The organism is Sphingobium sp. B2 (assembly GCF_007693735.1).
GTDB classification, from domain to species: Bacteria; Pseudomonadota; Alphaproteobacteria; order Sphingomonadales; family Sphingomonadaceae; genus Sphingobium; species Sphingobium xenophagum.
The window spans coordinates 2849643-2866550 of record NZ_VDBZ01000001.1 but is presented as its reverse complement, the minus strand read 5'-3'; the positions used below and the strand labels follow the sequence as shown (position 1 = coordinate 2866550).

Annotated in this window: 14 protein-coding genes and 1 tRNA gene; 3 read left to right on the top strand and 12 right to left on the bottom strand. The window is 60.1% G+C overall.

Going from position 1 to position 16908, the window contains the following annotated elements; all coding sequences use genetic code 11:
- Nucleotides 1–22: 22 nt before the first annotated feature.
- Both FE851_RS26175 and FE851_RS14030 read left to right on the top strand, forming a co-directional pair.
- Nucleotides 23–271, top strand: a complete 249-nt coding sequence (locus tag FE851_RS26175) for a hypothetical protein (protein WP_186378819.1) — start codon at nt 23–25, stop codon at nt 269–271.
- Between the two features lie 45 nt (nt 272–316).
- Nucleotides 317–391: transfer RNA gene (locus tag FE851_RS14030), tRNA-Gly, on the top strand.
- A 439-nt stretch (nt 392–830) separates the two neighbouring features.
- Here FE851_RS14030 and FE851_RS14025 read toward each other — a convergent pair.
- The 8 genes from FE851_RS14025 to FE851_RS13990 all read right to left on the bottom strand — a co-directional run bounded on the left by FE851_RS14025 (nt 831) and on the right by FE851_RS13990 (nt 9151).
- Entirely contained in the window at nt 831–2078 is a 1248-nt protein-coding gene (locus FE851_RS14025; RefSeq protein ID WP_145203327.1) for an aromatic ring-hydroxylating oxygenase subunit alpha, read from the bottom strand.
- Between the two features lie 261 nt (nt 2079–2339).
- Nucleotides 2340–2768, bottom strand: a complete 429-nt coding sequence (folB, locus tag FE851_RS14020) for a dihydroneopterin aldolase (protein WP_019054020.1) — start codon at nt 2766–2768, stop codon at nt 2340–2342.
- Between the two features lie 96 nt (nt 2769–2864).
- Nucleotides 2865–5348, bottom strand: coding sequence for an FAD-dependent oxidoreductase (locus tag FE851_RS14015; RefSeq protein ID WP_145203324.1), 2484 nt, complete (start codon nt 5346–5348; stop codon nt 2865–2867).
- A gap of 25 nt (nt 5349–5373) precedes the next feature.
- On the bottom strand, nt 5374–5565 hold the full coding sequence (locus tag FE851_RS14010; RefSeq protein ID WP_145203321.1) for an FAD-binding oxidoreductase: 192 nt from the start codon (nt 5563–5565) through the stop codon (nt 5374–5376).
- A gap of 62 nt (nt 5566–5627) precedes the next feature.
- Nucleotides 5628–6506, bottom strand: a complete 879-nt coding sequence (gene folD / locus FE851_RS14005) for a bifunctional methylenetetrahydrofolate dehydrogenase/methenyltetrahydrofolate cyclohydrolase FolD (RefSeq protein ID WP_145203318.1) — start codon at nt 6504–6506, stop codon at nt 5628–5630.
- Nucleotides 6507–6556: 50 nt separating this feature from the next.
- The gene (gene purU / locus FE851_RS14000; protein ID WP_130751720.1) at nt 6557–7414 is read right to left on the bottom strand and encodes a formyltetrahydrofolate deformylase; all 858 of its coding nucleotides are present in this window, start codon (nt 7412–7414) and stop codon (nt 6557–6559) included.
- Between the two features lie 34 nt (nt 7415–7448).
- Nucleotides 7449–8381, bottom strand: coding sequence for an electron transfer flavoprotein subunit alpha/FixB family protein (locus FE851_RS13995; RefSeq protein WP_145203315.1), 933 nt, complete (start codon nt 8379–8381; stop codon nt 7449–7451).
- A 20-nt stretch (nt 8382–8401) separates the two neighbouring features.
- Nucleotides 8402–9151 carry an electron transfer flavoprotein subunit beta/FixA family protein gene (locus FE851_RS13990; RefSeq protein ID WP_145203312.1) on the bottom strand — a complete coding sequence of 250 codons (750 nt, stop codon included), beginning with the start codon at nt 9149–9151 and terminating at the stop codon, nt 8402–8404.
- A gap of 238 nt (nt 9152–9389) precedes the next feature.
- On the opposite strand from FE851_RS13990, the gene FE851_RS13985 reads away from it, so the two are divergent.
- Nucleotides 9390–10541, top strand: coding sequence for a GlxA family transcriptional regulator (locus FE851_RS13985; protein WP_145203310.1), 1152 nt, complete (start codon nt 9390–9392; stop codon nt 10539–10541).
- Between the two features lie 94 nt (nt 10542–10635).
- On the opposite strand, the gene FE851_RS13980 is transcribed toward FE851_RS13985, so the two are convergent.
- The 4 genes from FE851_RS13980 to glyA all read right to left on the bottom strand — a co-directional run bounded on the left by FE851_RS13980 (nt 10636) and on the right by glyA (nt 16847).
- Nucleotides 10636–12627: a BCCT family transporter gene (locus FE851_RS13980; protein ID WP_145203307.1), complete on the bottom strand. Its 1992-nt coding sequence runs from the start codon at nt 12625–12627 to the stop codon at nt 10636–10638.
- A 143-nt stretch (nt 12628–12770) separates the two neighbouring features.
- A complete protein-coding gene (gene fdhA, locus FE851_RS13975) occupies nt 12771–13958 on the bottom strand; it encodes a formaldehyde dehydrogenase, glutathione-independent (RefSeq protein ID WP_026149432.1) in 1188 nt (395 codons plus the stop codon).
- A gap of 186 nt (nt 13959–14144) precedes the next feature.
- Nucleotides 14145–15530, bottom strand: a complete 1386-nt coding sequence (locus FE851_RS13970; RefSeq protein WP_145203304.1) for an L-serine ammonia-lyase — start codon at nt 15528–15530, stop codon at nt 14145–14147.
- A gap of 48 nt (nt 15531–15578) precedes the next feature.
- Nucleotides 15579–16847, bottom strand: coding sequence for a serine hydroxymethyltransferase (glyA, locus tag FE851_RS13965; RefSeq protein ID WP_026149433.1), 1269 nt, complete (start codon nt 16845–16847; stop codon nt 15579–15581).
- Nucleotides 16848–16908 lie beyond the last annotated feature (61 nt).

Sequence of the window (16908 nt, the reverse complement as noted above, 5' to 3'; positions counted from 1 at the left end):
TGATCCGCCGCTGGACATAAATATGGAGTTTGATCCCCAGATTAACAGAATGACCACCCAGGCAAAGTTGCGAAATGCCACCCATGTTGATTTTTCGGACAGAGCGAATCAATCATGGGCAGCAATCGGCGGCCCTGGCATTGCCGCGCATGCCTTTCGCGTCGGGCGACACGGGCGCAAAGCCCTGCAAAGTCGCCCACTTTGCCAGTCGGAGCAGGAATTTCACGATCTTGGCAATTCTCCCCTTGCCCATCCCGAAAAGCGCTGCTAGTTGCCCGCCTCACCCGACGGGGACAGCGTCTCCATCAAGCGTCGAGCGGGCGTAGCTCAGGGGTAGAGCACAACCTTGCCAAGGTTGGGGTCGAGGGTTCGAATCCCTTCGCCCGCTCCAGAAATCATCGAAAAATCAATGATTTCTGGAGCGACTGCGCTGAGTGTTCCTTTACTTCTACTTGCTAACCTGTCTGAATAGCCAGGCGCGGCATGTTGCCCGTCTGTTTTTCAGCGACGGGGTCTGACGCAGCTCCGGCATCGGTATCTGGCGCGCAAAGACGCTTATCGGTCAATTTGACGCTCGGGCGCTTTCGAAGAGCGCAGGGCGATTATGGGTAAGAACGCGCGACAGCGTTTCTCGGCTGGCCGCGCATTCCCTATACCCGATGGGGCAAAACCCGCCGTCGCGGCACACCTGCCACAACGACGGGGATGCTTCAGGGAGACCGCCGCTACGAGCGTTACGGGAACCTTTCCACCGCAAAGGCTTCACGGCGAAACCGACGCCACGCTGCAGTTCTTCCCTCGGCGGGCTGAAACCGTCCGGTCCGCGCCGGTTATGCGACTTGCTTGAGGTGGTTCGGCGCAGAACCCTTCAGGCGCGGTTCGATGAAGCTGGCATACCAGTCGACAAACTGTACCACGCCGCCTTCATGCAGGGCCGAATAGGGGCCGGGCTCATAGGCGGGCGAACGGATGCCGAAGGCATTTTCCTCTACGATGCGGCGGTCCTGATCGTTGGTTTGCTTCCAGACATGGGTCAGTTCGTCCAGATCATAGTCCACGCCTTCCACCGCGTCCTTGTGAACCAGCCATTTGGTCGTGACCGCGGTTTCATTGGGCCCGATCGGAATGACGCGGAACGTCACCGCATGGTCGATCAACACATGATTCCAGGTCGACGGATAGTTGAACAGCATCAGCGCACCGATTTTTTCCGCCGTTACGGCATCGGACAGGGGGCGCTGTACCGCCCGCTTGCCCGACATGGTGTAGCTTTCCGCGTCGCGCAGCAGCGGAGCGCGGATCGCGCGGAACTGGCCACTGTCATGGATCTGGAACTGCGCGGGCAGGCCTGCGGCTTCGCACCGCGCCCAATGCCCCGCCATTTCAGGATCTTCGCCGCCCCCGCTGACGCCAGTCACATTGGGGGATTCCGAATAGGTCTTGCACAATTCTGGATGGCTGCCAGCGCAATGATAGCATTCGCGATTATTTTCCCAGACCAGCTTCCAATTGCCTTTCTCGATGATCGTCGATTCATGGGCAACCTTTGCTTCCGACAAATTGTGCGGGGTGAAATAGGGTGACATGAGATCGCGGAAGGGCTTGAAGTCGGCCGGCTCTGCCGCCAGGCAGATAAAGATATAACCGGCAACGCTTTCGCAGGCGACAGGCTTCAACGCATGGTCTGAAGGGTCGAAATCATCGCCCATCTGGCGGGCGAAGGCCAGTTTGCCGTCCAGATTGTAGGTCCACTGATGATAGGGGCAAACCAGCTTTGGCGCCGTCCCCTTGGGCTGGTTGCAGACCCGGCTGCCGCGATGGCGGCAACTGTTATGGAACGCGCGAATCCCGCCATCCTTGTCGCGCAGGACGACGATCGGATAGGCGCCGACCTGGAGTGTGAAATAGCTGCCCGTTTTGGGAAGTTCACAATCATGCCCCGCAAACAACCAGTCGCGATACCAGATGAGCTCCATGTCCAGGTCGAAAAACTGCTGATCGACATAGAAGCGCTGGGGAAGCGAGTATTGGGGCTTGCGGCCCTGGATAAGGCTGAGCATCTCGTCACGCGCGGTCATATCGCTTCCTTCCCCACTATTTCAGATCCTGCCGATTGGTGATGACATTTTCTCACACAGTACGGCAATGTTGCTTACATTCTCTGGGTTGATGGTGCTCAACCCCGATCGGAACGGCCGTTTATCCCGGCCTGTACTGATCCCCCTGACAGATTCAGGCTATCGCGCCACATCGTCCATTCCATAGGATGGATGCGACATTTTTCTACCGATCCGCGACATGGCCAGCGGCCGGTATCGAAGCGCAAATAGCCCATCCTGTCATGCGAACGGCCAACGCACTTCGACCTCCACATAATCGAGGACGCCACGGATGGGCGCATTGGGTTTCCTGATCGTCACCTGCGCCGCCTCGACCTGCGTGAAGCGGTGGCACAGCGCCTTGGCCATGTCGAGCGCCAGCGCCTCGATCAGGAAGCGGCGCTGGCCTGAGACGATCTGTTCGATAGCGGCGAACACGGCCCCATAATCTATCGTGCCGCGAATATCGTCATTTTCCAGGCTCTGGAGCGCGTTGACGTGCAACTCCACATCGACATGGAATCTTTGTCCCAGCGCCTTTTCCTCGTCGAACACGCCATGATTGGCGTAAAAGGCGCAGTTCTTCAGACGTATGACGTACAGGGTTTCAGATGCTCGAAGCCGGGGCGGATCATTCGCCTTCAGACATTGGGTCAATTCTAGCATCATGTCGTCCTTCGAAACCCTGCGCCGATGGCGCGGAGAAATGGCTGGCGCGGCCTTTGGCAACGTCGTGCCGCGCCATGCAGTGTCGAACCGACCGCGTCAGCTTTTCGGCTTCTTATTCTCCGGATCGTAGAGCGGCTTGTACCCGATTGAAGCGACCTCCACCGGATAGATTTCGCCGAAATATTCGACCTGAAGCTGGCGACCTTCCTGACAGTAAGACCATGGCAGATAGGCCAATGCGATATTCTTGCCGATTGTCGGGCCGTAGGCGATCGACGTCGTGTAGGAACGGCGGCCCAGTTCGTCGATCAGGGTCTCGCCTGTCTGCGGATCAAGTACCGGCAATATCCCGACCGGATAGCGTGCCACGCCCTTGTCATCGACATTGTCGGTCATGATGAGCGTGCAAAGCTTGGCAGGCTGATGTGCGCGTGCGCGATGTTCCAGATGCTTCGCTTTGCCCCGGAAGTCGGCTTCCTTGCATTTGGGGCGATTCAGGTCTGCCTCCAGCAGATTGTAATGGGTCAGCAGGTCCGCATTCTGGAGGCGCAGGCTCTTTTCCAGGCGGCGCGAATTGGCATAGGTTTCGACACCCACGGCAATGACCCCGGTCGACCGCAGTGCATCCCACACCGCCAGGCCATCCTCATAGGCCATGTGCAGCTCCCAGCCTTGTTCCCCGACATAGGAAATGCGGAAGGCGGCTACATCCTTGCCCGCGATGCTGATCGGCTTGATGGAGGCGAACGGGAAATTTTCCGGCAAGAGGCCATCGGGATCAGCGACCACCTTCTGCAGATTTTCGCGGGCATTGGGGCCCCAGATGCCGATGGTGATATATTTTTCCGTCACATCGGTGATCGTGACGTCAAAACCCTTATCCTGCGCGACCCGGCGCATATAATTGATGTCGCGCGGCCCGGCATCCGCGCCGTTGATCAGGCGGCCGCGGTCCGCCATGCGGATCACGGTAAAGTCGGCGCGCACATTGCCTTCGTCGTCCAGGAAGTGGGTGTAGATGCCCTTGCCAATATTATTGTCGCCGCCGATCTTCGCCGCGCAAAGCCATTCCAGCAGCGCGACATGGTCCGGCCCTTCAATGTCGGTGATATGGAAGTGCGACAGGTTGATGATGCCGCAATTTTCGCTGAGTTCCAGATGCTCGGCATTGGAAACCCGCCAGAAATGGCGATTGTCCCATTCATTTTCACGTTCGGGAATGCGATCGCCATATTTGTCGAGCAGATGTTCGTTGGCGGCATAGCCGTGCGCGCGTTCCCAGCCGCCCAGTTCCATGAAATAGCCGCCCAGTTCCTTCTCGCGTTCGTAGAAGGGCGAACGGCGGATATTGCGGCCACCTTCGAACGGCTCGCGCGGGTGGACGGGCGGGTTGTAGATTTTGGCGGCCGTTTCCAGGCAGCGCGCCCGGATGAAGGATTCTTCCAGTTGATAGGGGTTGAAGCGGGAATAATCGATGCTGGCATGGTCGATGGCGGTGCGACCGTCGGTGATCCAGTCGGCCACCAGCTTGCCCATGCCCGGCCCATCCTTGACCCAGATACCGACCGCATACCACAGGCCACGGATTTTCTGGCTTTCGCCGATCGATGGGCCGCCATCCGTCGTGGTCTGGAGCAGGCCGTTGAAGCTGTGGCTCTCATTATAGCCCAACTCGCCAAGGATAGGCGTCAGTTCGATCGCCCGTTCCAGCGGTTCCAGCACTTCCTCCATCTCCAGATCGCGCTGTGAAGGCGACAGGCGGGCGAACTCCTTTTCGAGCAGGTCGCGCGGATGGACGAGGCGCGGCGCCTTCTCCTCATAATAGCCCCATTCGATCTGGCCGCCCTCGGCCGTCCTGGGATCGCCAGTGTCGCGCATATAGGCTGAATTGCCCTGATCGCGCAGCAGGGGCCAGCCGATGTCCTTGCCGGTACCTTCGAATTCCTTGTACGGGCCGAAAAAAGTCAAAGGATGGTCAACCGGATAGACCGGCAGATCCTCGCCCGCCATTTCCGCGACCAGGCGACCCCAAAGGCCGGTGCAGACGACGACATGATCGGCGCGGATTTCGCCTCGCGTGGTCTTGACGCCCCTGATGCGCCCATCCTCGACGATCAGCGAGAGAGCCGATGTATTGGCAAAGATGTTGAGTTTGCCTGCGTCCACCGCCTGATCGACCAGCTTGCCGGCGACCGTCTGCGAACGGGGGATGACGAGGCCCGCATCAGGGTCCCACAGGCCGCCCTGGATCAGATCCTCCTCGATAAGGGGGAATTTTTCCTTGATCTCGGCTGGGCTGATCAGCCGCGCGCGGGTGCCAAAGGCCTTGCCTGAAGCCACCTTGCGCTTGATTTCGTCCATGCGCTGCTGGTCGCCGACGCGCGCGACCTCGATGCCGCCGATGCGGGCATAATGACCCATTTTTTCAAAGAAATCGACCGAATAGAGAGTGGTCCAGGTCGTCAGATAATCATGGCTGGTGGCGTAGCAGAAGTCCGAAGCGTGCGCCGTCGAACCGATGTCGGTGGGGATGCCGGACTTGTCGATGCCGACAATGTCATCCCAGCCGCGTTCGACCAGATGATGGGCTGTCTCTTATACACATCTAGATGTGTATAAGAGACAGGCAGAAGTCCGAAGCGGGCGCCGTCGAACCGATGTCGGGGGGGATGCCGGACTTGTCGCTGCCGACAATGTCATCCGAGCCGCGTTCGACCAGATGATGGGCGACCGATGCGCCCACGATACCGCCGATGCCGACGATGAGGATACGGGCCTTCTCAGGAAATGCAGACATTTTCATTCCTCTTCGTCAGGGATGGGGGGCAATGATGGATGGACGCGAATAATCGGAGCCGGTCATAGCGCCGGGTCCGCCAGCCTGTTGCGCCGATAGGCGGCCAGAAGCGTATTGTGCATCAGGGTCATGATGGTCATCGGGCCGACCCCGCCCGGCACTGGTGTAATGGCGCCCGCCGTCTTGGCGGCACTGGCGAATTCGACATCGCCGACCAGTTTCTGCTGCCCGTCGCGAATGACGCGACTGGTGCCGACGTCGATGACTGTCGCGCCCGGCTTGATCCAGTCGCCCTTGATCATGTCCGCCTGTCCCACGGCGGCGACGACGATGTCGGCCTGCGCGACCTTGGCTGCGAGGTTGGCGGTGCGGGAATGGGCAATCGTCACGGTGCAATTGCGTGCGAGCAGCAACTGCGCCATCGGCTTTCCCACCAGAATGGAACGGCCCACGACGATGGCGTCGAGGCCGGAAAGCGAACCGAGTACGGATTCCAGCAGCATCAGGCATCCCAGCGGGGTGCACGACACAAGGCCGGGCAGGCCGGAAGCGAGCAGGCCCGCGCTGACCGGATGCAGGCCGTCGACATCCTTGGCCGGGTCGATCGCCGACACCAGTTCAAGCGAATCAAGATGGCCGGGCAGGGGAAGCTGGATCAGAATGCCGTCGACGCTGTCATCGGCGTTGAGCCGTGCAACCAGCGCCAGCAATTCTTCCTGCGACACACCCTCGTCGAGTATATGCTCGAAGCTTTCCATGCCCAGTTTGCGAGCCATCCGGCCCTTGCTGCGGACATAGATTTCGCTGGCGGGGTCGGTGCCAACCAGAACGACGGCCAGACCCGGACGCCGACCCGTCTGTTCTGCAAAATGCGGGATGGATTGGGAAATCTTCGCGCCCAATCCTTCCGCGAATGCCTTTCCGTCAATGATCTTCGTCATCGATTATGTTCCCTGCTGATCAACGCTCTTGCTCGGCCCGGCGAGCATCTTCAGGGGGTGAAGACCACCGTGCGGTGGCTGTTGAGCATCACGCGCCCCTCCAGATGATATTTGACCGCCCGCGCCAGCACCCGCGATTCGATGTCGCGACCCGTGGCGACGAAATCCTCGCTGGTCAGGCTGTGGCTGACGCGCTGGGTTTCCTGTTCGATGATCGGGCCTTCATCCAGGTCCGGCGTCACATAATGTGCCGTCGCACCGATCAGCTTGACGCCACGCTCATGCGCCTGATGATAGGGCTTGGCGCCCTTGAAGCTGGGCAGGAAGCTGTGGTGGATGTTGATAATCTTGCCGAACAGCTTGCTGGACAGTTCGTTGGACAGAACCTGCATGTAGCGGGCCAGCACCACTAGTTCAGCGCCGGTTTCGGATACCAGGTTAAGCAGCTTCTCTTCCTGCTCCGCCTTGTTCTCCTTGGTCACCGGCCAGTGATAATAGGCTATGCCTTCGATTTCTGCTGCCGCCCGCGATGCTTCATGATTGGACACGATCGCAACGACCTCAGCATTGAGCCAGTTTACCTTTATCTGATAAAGCAGGTGATGCATCGCATGGTCGAATTTGGATACCATGATGATGATCTTGGGACGCTGATCGACATCCGTTACCTTAAGGTCGAGCTTGAAACGGTCGATCGAAGGCTCCAGCGCGCGCGCAACGGCTTCGCGTGTCACTTCCGCCGGCACGGTGATGGCGATGCGCAGAAAGAAATGATCTGCCTGTCGGTCCCAGAACTGATTGGATTCCAGGATGTTCGCGCCCAACGAAGCGATAATGGTGGTGACATTGGCAACGATGCCAGGCTGGTCGTCGCAGCTCAGCTGAATGATATAGGCTTTTTCACTCATGATTATTCCTTTTCGGAAAGGGTGTGGGGCCGCATCACAGCTGGCGCTCGAACTGGGGAACGAGGTCGAAAATGTCGCCGACGATGCCATAGTCGGCGACCTGAAAAATCGGCGCTTCTTCATCCTTGTTGATCGCGACGATCACCTTGGCGTCCTTCATGCCGGCCAGATGCTGGATCGCGCCGGAAATGCCGCAGGCGATATAGAGGTCGGGCGCGACGATCTTGCCGGTCTGCCCCACCTGCCAGTCATTGGACGCATAGCCTGCGTCGACGGCGGCACGCGATGCGCCGACCGCCGCGCCCAGCCTGTCGGCCAGGGGCAGGATGATTTCAGCAAATTTCTCCTCGGACCCCAGCGCACGTCCGCCGGAAACGACGATCCGCGCCGACCCCAGTTCAGGCCGTTCGCTGCGCGCGAAGCGGTTTTCGACGAACCGCGAAAGGCCCGCGTTTTCGACGCTCTCCACAATCTCGATCGGCGCGGGGGTGTCCTGCGTTCCTGTCGGCGGGAAGCTGGCGGTGCGTACGGTGATGACCGTCCTGGCATCGGTCGCCTGCACGGTCTGGATCGCGTTGCCGGCGTAGATCGGTCGCTTGAACGTGTCGGCAGCAACGACTTCCACGACTTCGGAGACTTGCATCACGTCCAGAAGCGCCGCGACGCGCGGCAGCACATTCTTGCCCGTGGTGGTCGCCGGAGCGATCACAACGTCATATTCCGCGCCCAGCGATACGAGCAGCGCGGCGGTGGGTTCTGCCAGCCGATGTTCCAGGGCGTCGCATTCCGCGAGCAGCACCCGGCGCACACCGTCAAGGCGGGCCGCTTCTTGCGCGACCGCCTCGGCGTCCTTGCCGGCCACCACTATGTCGATGTCCCCGCCGATCCGGGCCGCCGCCGTCAGCGCGCGTGCCGTCTGTTCGGACAGGCTGATATTGTCATGTTCGGCGAAAAGAAGAATGGTCATGGAGGTTGCTCCAACCCGGATTAAAGGACGCAGGCTTCGTTCTTGAGCTTTTCGACAAGCTCAGGGATGCTGCCGACTTTGATGCCGGGCGCGCGCGCGGCAGGTTCCTCGGTCCTGAGGATTTTCAGCCTCGCATCGACATTGACGCCGTAATCGGCGGGGGTCTTTTCCTCGATCGGCTTCTTCTTCGCCTTCATGATGTTGGGAAGGGAGGCATAGCGTGGATCGTTGAGGCGCAGATCGACGGTGACGATGGTCGGCAGGCTGACGTCAATCACCTGAAGGCCGCCATCGACTTCACGGGTCACCTGCGCATGGTCGCCGTTCAGCGCCACCTGCGAAGCGAAGGTTGCCTGGGACCAGCCAAGCAGCGCCGAAAGCATCTGTCCTGTTTGATTGGCATCATCGTCGATCGCCTGCTTGCCGAGCAATACCAGGCGGGGCGCTTCGGCCACGACCACCCCTTTCAGCAATTTTGCGACATCGAGTGGCTCTACCGGCCCATCACTCTTGATGAGGATGGCGCGATCGGCCCCCATGGCGAGCGCCGTGCGCAATACGTCCTGCGCCTGAGCGGAGCCGACGGTCACCGCAATGATTTCATCTACCGCGCCCGGCTCTTTCAGGCGCACGGCTTCCTCGACAGCGATCTCGTCGAAGGGGTTCATGGACATTTTTACATTGGACAGGTCGACGCCGGAGCCGTCGGTTCTGACGCGAATCTTGACGTTGTGATCAACCACACGCTTGACGGGTACCACCACTTTCATTCGGCAATCCTCTCCAACATCCATATGGATCAAGGCGTTGCGACCTCCCATTCGGTTGATCCGGGACCGGGAAGCCGCTCCCGTGACAGAGCGGCCGGACAGTCTGCGGATCGCTCAGGAATGCCGTCAGTAAGGAGTAGTTTTGCGACGCAAGTCTGGTGGGGAAAAGAACATTTGCGTCAGTTTCTTGCTATCTCTACGACATGTCAGATAAAGTTCATAAAAAGGGAGGCCGGCGATGATTCTGTCGTCGAGAGAAGCGGAAACCCGTTCTCCGGCAGCGCTGAACGCCGCGATGCGGCGTCAGGCGAACGGCACGCGCCTGTCTGTGGGCTTCATCCTGACGCGGCGCTTCACCCTGTGCGCATTTGCGAATTTTATCGATGTCCTGCGACTGGCTGCTGACGAAGGGGACCGCAGCAGGCAGATATTGTGCGACTGGAAGATATTGTCGAACACGATGGAGGCGGTGTCCTCCAGTTCTGGTGTCACCGTTCAACCCAATGAGCGATTGGGCGATCCCGCCAAGTTCGACTATATCGTGGTCGTCGGCGGCCTGGTGGATGAGATAGGCAATGTCGGCAGCGACTATCTGGAATATCTGAGGAAGGCTGCGGCCGCGGGGATACCTTTGGTGGGTATTTGCACCGGCGCCTTCATCCTGCACGAGGCAGGTGTCCTCAAGGGCTATAAATGCTGCGTCAGCTGGTTCCATCACCGCGATTTTCTGGAACAGTTCGATGGTCTTGAACCGGTTGCCGATCAGATATTCATCGTCGACAGGGACAGGCTGACCTGTTCGGGCGGGGCCAGTTCCGCGCATCTCGCGGCCTATCTTGTCGAAAAGCATATCGGCCGTGCGCAGGCCAGCAAAAGCCTGCACATCATGATCATCGACGATGCGCTTAATGCTGAAAAGCCCCAGCCGGGCATTCCCCTCCAGTTCAAGCCACAGGATCCGATCGTTCGCCGCGCCCTGCTGATTACGCAGCAGAATATCGATGCGCCGCTGTCTGTGGCGGAAATCGCCCGCAGGATGGGCAAGAGCAAAAGACAGCTGGAACGCCGGTTCCAGACAAGTCTGGGCATGTCTCCCCAAGTCGCCTTCATGGACGTGCGGCTGTCGATCGCCCGCCATTTCCTTGAAAAAACGGATAAATCCATCACCATGATTGCGGTGGAATGCGGCTTTTGCGACTCGTCGCATATGAGCCGGATGTTCCGTCGCAGGTTCGGCCACTCTCCGTTCGAGAGCCGGGTGTCATCGCCGGGCCGGGCTGGCACGATGCCGCTGGAATTGGACTGTGCTGCGGTAGAGGATATGGGCGAAGCGTTTATTCCGGACACCGACTGGATCACGATCGGCAAAGATCACTCCGCCATGATCTGACTGTGCATGGCGGCGGCCAAGCGCTGCGACCGGGCTTCCCTAACCTGGCTTAGCTGTGTCGAAGGCAGGGAGCGACCCCCCTGCCTCCGATCGATCAGGCGGTGGCGATGCCGCCATGTGCGGGCGCCTTGGCCAGCAGACTGGCATCGGGCGAGCAGGACACCGCCAGATAGCGTTCGAACTGGGCCAATATGTCCGCAATGACCTGTTCCTGCGACATGCCCATAATGTCATATCCCCGGCTTCCGTCCGAAAAGAAGGTCCGCGCCTCATGGCGTTCGCTGATGTTCGCCGCCTCAATGGGTGAGAATATCGGCAGCTTGTGAGACCCCGGCCGGACCCCATACAGGAAGCCGCGGCAGTCGGGCGTGGCCGAATTCAGGCAAATTGCGCCATCCTCCCTGGAAACGAAGGCGGTGCGACCGCTACGGGTGAGCTCCGCTGCCACCGCTTCCAGCGCAGGAAGCACGGTTTTGCCGATGAAGTCGGCCACATCCGCCTGTTTGGGTGTATGGAGCGCCAGCGCGAGCCGGGCCTGCCAAGTGGGTTCGGGCGCGAAAGAGGGGGCGCCGCGCGACCGGCCGTTGCCGACTTCATATTGCGCGACATCCGCCTTCATGCCCTTGAACAGACCAAAGATCAGGACGAGCATCACGAGCGCAAAGGGCAGGGCGGCAATGATGGTCGCCGCCTTCAGCGCGGCCAGGCCGCCCGCGATCAGCAGAATGATCGTGACCAATGCTTCCAGCACGCACCAGAACAGCCGCTGCAAGGTCGTGGTCTGCGTCTTGCCGCCCGATCCGATGATGTCCATCACCAGCGAGCCGGAGCTTTGGGACGAGATGAAGAAGATGCCCACCATGAACACGGCCAGCGCGGACGTCGCCGTGGCCCAGGGCAAATATTCGAAGAATTTGAACAGGGCGATCGAAACATTGCCCGATACGGCCTTCGATATCGCGCCTGCGGCCACGCCTTGATCCAGAATTAGGGCCGTGTTGCCGAACACGGTCATCCAGATGAAGGTGAAGGCGGTGGGCAAGAGAAGGACGGCCAGAATGAATTCGCGCACTGTCCGGCCGCGCGAAATGCGCGCTATGAACATGCCGACGAAGGGTGCCCAACTGATCCACCATGCCCAATAGAACAGCGTCCATGCGTTGATCCAAGGCTTGGGCTCATAGGCGTAGATGTTGAAGGTGCGGGGCACGAAGGAGGTAAGATAGAGCCCCATATTCTGGACCAGATCGCGCATCAACTGGATGGTCGGCCCCGCAATCAGCACGAACAGCATCAGGCCCAGTGCGAGAATGATATTGATCTCGCTCAGCAATTTGATGCCCTTGGAAAGGCCCGACAGCACCGACAGCGTGGCAATGGTCGAGATGATGACGATCAGCATCACCTGAATCGGAATAGTCATCGGCAGGCCGAACAGATAATTGAGGCCACCATTGACTTGCTGCACGCCCAGACCAAGCGATGTCGCAAGTCCAAATACGGTGCAGCAGATAGCGAAAATGTCTACCGCGTCGCCGATCCGACCACGAATTCTCTCTTTAAGGAGAGGATACAGGCCCGACCTAATCGTCAGCGGCAGATTGTAGCGATAGCCGAAATAGGCGAGCGAAAGGCCGACCACGGAATAGATCGACCATGCATGAATGCCCCAATGGAAGAAGGTGATGCTCATCGCATCCTTCTGCGCGGCGATCGTCATAGGATCGGCGTCAGGCGGCGCTGCATAATGCATCATGGGTTCGGCCACGGCATAATACATGAGGCCGATGCCCTTGCCCGCCGCGAACAGCATCGCGACCCAGGACCCGAAACGGAAGTCAGGCTCGCAATCGTCCGGGCCAAGTTTCAGATTGCCATATCGGCTGATGCACAGGATCGTGACCGAGAACAGGAAAATCCCGACGGCCAGCAGATAGAACCAGCCTACTTCGGCCAGAACCCGCGCCTCTACGTCCGACAGCAGGGCCTCCGCCTGATGGGGGAAAAAGGCGCCGACCCCCAGCAGGAGCAGAATGATGCTCACCGATCCGAAAAACACCGGTGGATTTATGATAAACCGGAACATCACCACGCCCCCAATTCGTTATGCTGCCGAATGAATTCACTATGCCGGTTTCGGCCCCCGACATGTTTCGGAGGCCGACCGGATTGTCACTTTTCAACCTTCGCGCCGCAATCGGAACAGGCCGATCAGGAGCGCAGGAAAGATCATGCGGCGTTGAGCAGTCCGTGCGGATCAAGAACAAATTTGGTTGCCGCGCCGTGATCGAATGATTCATATCCTTGGGGCGCATCCTCCAGTGAGATGACGCGCGCGTTGACGATGTCGGCGATCGGCAGACGATCGTGCAGAATGGCCTGCATCAGTTGCCGGTTATATTTGAGCACGGGCGTCTGGCCGGTGTGGAAGGACTGCGCCTTTGCCCAGCCCAGCCCGAACCGCAAGGACAGGCTACCCTGCTTTGCCGCATTGTCGACAGCGCCGGGATCTTCCGTCACATAGAGGCCCGGAATGCCGATCGATCCGGCCGCGCGGGTGATTTCCATCATTTGGTTTAGGACGATGGCGGGCTGTTCTCCGCCCGTATGGCCGCGTGCCTCGAAACCAACGGCGTCGATTGCGCTGTCCACTTCGTCGGTGCCGATAACCTCCGCCACCAGATCGCCAAGCCGGTCGCTCTGCGACAGGTCGATGGGCGTGAAGCCGACCTTGGCGGCGTGGTCCAGGCGATCCTTGTTGAAATCGCCGATCATCACGACCGCCGCGCCCAAGATCTGCGCCGATGCAGCGGCGGCAAGACCCACCGGACCCGCGCCCGCGATATAAACGGTGGAGCCGACCCCGACGCCCGCACGCAACGCGCCATGGAAGCCGGTCGGCAGAATGTCGGACAGCATCGTCAGGTCGCGAATCTTTGCCATCGCCCGATCGCGATCGGGGAATTTCAGCAGGTTGAAGTCGGCATAGGGCACCATGACGTAGCGCGCCTGTCCGCCGATCCATCCGCCCATATCGACATAGCCATAGGCACCACCCGCCCGTGCAGGATTGACCGTCAGGCAGACGCCCGTGTCCTGCGATTTGCAGGTGCGGCAGCGACCGCACGCCACGTTGAACGGCACGGATACGATGTCGCCGATTTCCAGCATTTCGACATCGCTGCCCTTTTCGATCACTTCGCCGGTAATCTCATGACCCAGCACCAGCCCCTGCTGGGCCGTCGTGCGGCCTCTCACCATATGCTGGTCGGAACCGCAGATATTCGTCGACAAGACCTTCAGAATGACGCCATGGTCGATACGGCGGCCATCCGGCGCCTCGAGTTTCGGATCAGCAATGTCCTGTACCGCGACCTTGCCCGGTTCCAGATACACCACACCTCGGTTCTTGCTCATATCCTTATCCTCTCTGCTTCGTACTTTTGGTCGCGACGAGATGTTCGAATTTCCGGCTGGCTCCTTCCGTCGTGGATCGACTCGTCGGCTTGCTGCAAAGAGGAGCATTCTGGTTCGCCGGGGGCCATCATGACTGCGACGCAGGCAATTACAAATGCGCCATGTCGCGGGGCTAACCGGCTTTAGTCAGCATTCGGGCAGATTGACGGCAAGGCCGCCCAGGCTCGTTTCCTTGAATTTCGTGCTCATTTCCTCGCCGGTCTGCCGCATGGCCTCGATGCAATTGTCGAGCGGCATGAAATGCGAACCATCGCCGCGCAGCGCCAGGGAAGCCGCCGCGACGGCTTTTGTCGCGCCGATGCCGTTGCGTTCGATGCAGGGCACCTGAACCAGTCCGCCAACCGGATCGCAGGTCATGCCCAGATGATGTTCCAGCGCGATCTCCGCGGCATTTTCAACCTGTTGCGGCGTACCGCCCAATACGGCGCACAGCCCCGCAGCCGCCATGGCCGCTGCTGATCCAACCTCTCCCTGACAGCCTGCTTCCGCGCCGGAAATAGAGGCGTTATGCTTGATCAGCCCACCAATCGCCGCGGCGGTCAGCAGGAAGTCGGAGACTTTCGACGGGTCCGTTCCCAGGCAATGATCCAGATAATAGCGCAGCACCGATGGCACCACGCCCGCCGCGCCGTTGGTCGGCGACGTCACGACCTTGCCGCCCGCCGCATTTTCCTCGTTCACGGCCATGGCATAGACGCTGAGCCAGTCGGACGAGGCATGAGGCTGGATGGAGTTGGACTTGCGCTCTTCCATCAATTGGCGGTGAATATGGGCGGCGCGACGCTTGACGCGCAGGCCGCCAGGCAGCTCACCGTCCTGCCTCAACCCGCGCTCGATGCATCCGTTCATGACCGACCAGATGCGCGCCACGCCCGCCTCGACATCGGCCTCGTCGCGAGACACCGCTTCGTTACGGCGCTTCATTTCGGCGATGGACAGGCCGCTGGCATCCGCCATCCGCAACATGGCGGCGGCATTTTCGAACGGAAACGGCCAGTCCGCCACTTCGTCGGCGGCCGTCTGCCGTGGTGCGTTGCGTTCCGCTGCGCTGACGACGAAACCGCCACCGATGGAATAATAAGTTTCGCTCAATACCGGATCGCCGGTTTCGTCCATGGCGGACAGGATCATGCCGTTGGCATGGCCGGGCAGGGGAGGGCCATAGTCGAAGATGACGTCCTTCGCTGGGTCGAAGGCCAGAATGGGCAGGCCGGGCAGGCGCAATGTGGTGGTTTCCCTGAGGTCCGCCAGTTCCGCTTCGGCCCGTTCCATGTCGAGATCGGCCGGCAGCCATCCCAGCAGGCCGAGCGTGACGGCCCGGTCTGTGGCATGGCCCTTGCCCGTGAAGGCGAGCGAACCATAAAGCGTTGCCCGAATCCGAACCGCCCTCTGCGATGCCGCGGATTGCCGCAGCAGGTCGAGAAAGGCGACCGCCGCCGTCATCGGCCCCATCGTATGAGAGGATGAGGGACCGATGCCGATCTTGAACACATCGAAGACGCTTAGAAACATGGCAGGCCTCGTCGATGTCAGGTCAGGTGTAGCTTGCCTGCTTCCCGGTCATTGGTAAATGGGGAAGCGGCGGCATAGATCCTGCACATCGGCCAGAACCTCCGCCTCCACCACCGGGTCGCCTTCCGCACCGTTGCGGGCCAGCGCGTCGATCACGCGCAGCGCAAGCGCGCCGACCTGACGGAATTCCGCCTCCCCAAACCCGCGCGTCGTGCCCGCTGACGTGCCCAGACGGACACCGGAGGTGACTGCCGGTTTTTCAGGATCGAAGGGGATCGCATTCTTGTTGCAGGTGAGGCCAGCCCGTTCCAGCGCATGTTCCGCGTCGCGGCCCTTGACGCCCTTGGGGCGCAGGTCGACCAGCACGACATGACTGTCGGTGCCGCCCGAAACGATGTTCAGGCCGCCTTCGATCAACGTGTCGCTGAGCGCGCGGGCATTGTTCAGGACATTGCGGGCATAGAGCTTGAATTCGGGCTGCAAGGCTTCACCGAACGCCACCGCTTTCGCCGCGATGACATGCATCAGTGGGCCGCCCTGATTGCCGGGGAAAACCGCTGAATTGATCTTCTTGCCAAGCGCTTCGTCATTGGTGAGGATGATGCCGCCGCGTGGCCCCCGCAGCGTCTTGTGCGTGGTTGAAGTGACGATATGCGCATGGGGGATCGGGTCGGGGTAGACGCCGCCTGCCACCAGACCAGCCACATGGGCCATGTCGACCATCAGATAGGCGCCAATTTCGTCAGCGACGCTGCGGAAGGCCGCGAAGTCGATCTCGCGCGGATAGGCGGAGCCGCCCGCGACGATCAGCTTGGGCCGGGTTTCGAGCGCCTTGGCGCGCAGATCGTCATAGTCGATCCGCTGGTCGGACTCGCGCACTTCATAACTGACGACGTCGAACCATTTGCCCGACATGGTCACCGGCGAACCATGGGTAAGATGGCCGCCATGGGCAAGCGAGAGGCCCATGATACGATCGCCGGGCTGAAGCAGGGCGAAAAACACGGCCTGGTTGGCCTGAGCGCCTGAATGCGGCTGAACATTCGCATAGGCTGCGCCGAAAAGCTGTTTTACCCGCTCAATGGCGAGCGTTTCGATTTCATCCACATATTCGCAGCCGCCATAATAGCGTTTGCCAGGATAGCCTTCGGCATATTTATTCGTCAGGACCGATCCCTGTGCCCGCATGACGTCCTCGGAAACGATATTTTCCGATGCAATCAGTTCGATCTGGTCCTTCTGGCGACCCAGTTCGCGTTCGATGGCTTCCGCAACGGCACGATCTTTCATGCCTGCATGGGACGTGCTCTGCGTCATATCGACATCTCCGAAAATAGCATGGTCAGGAGCGATTTCAGCCAATGGGGTACCGGCTCGG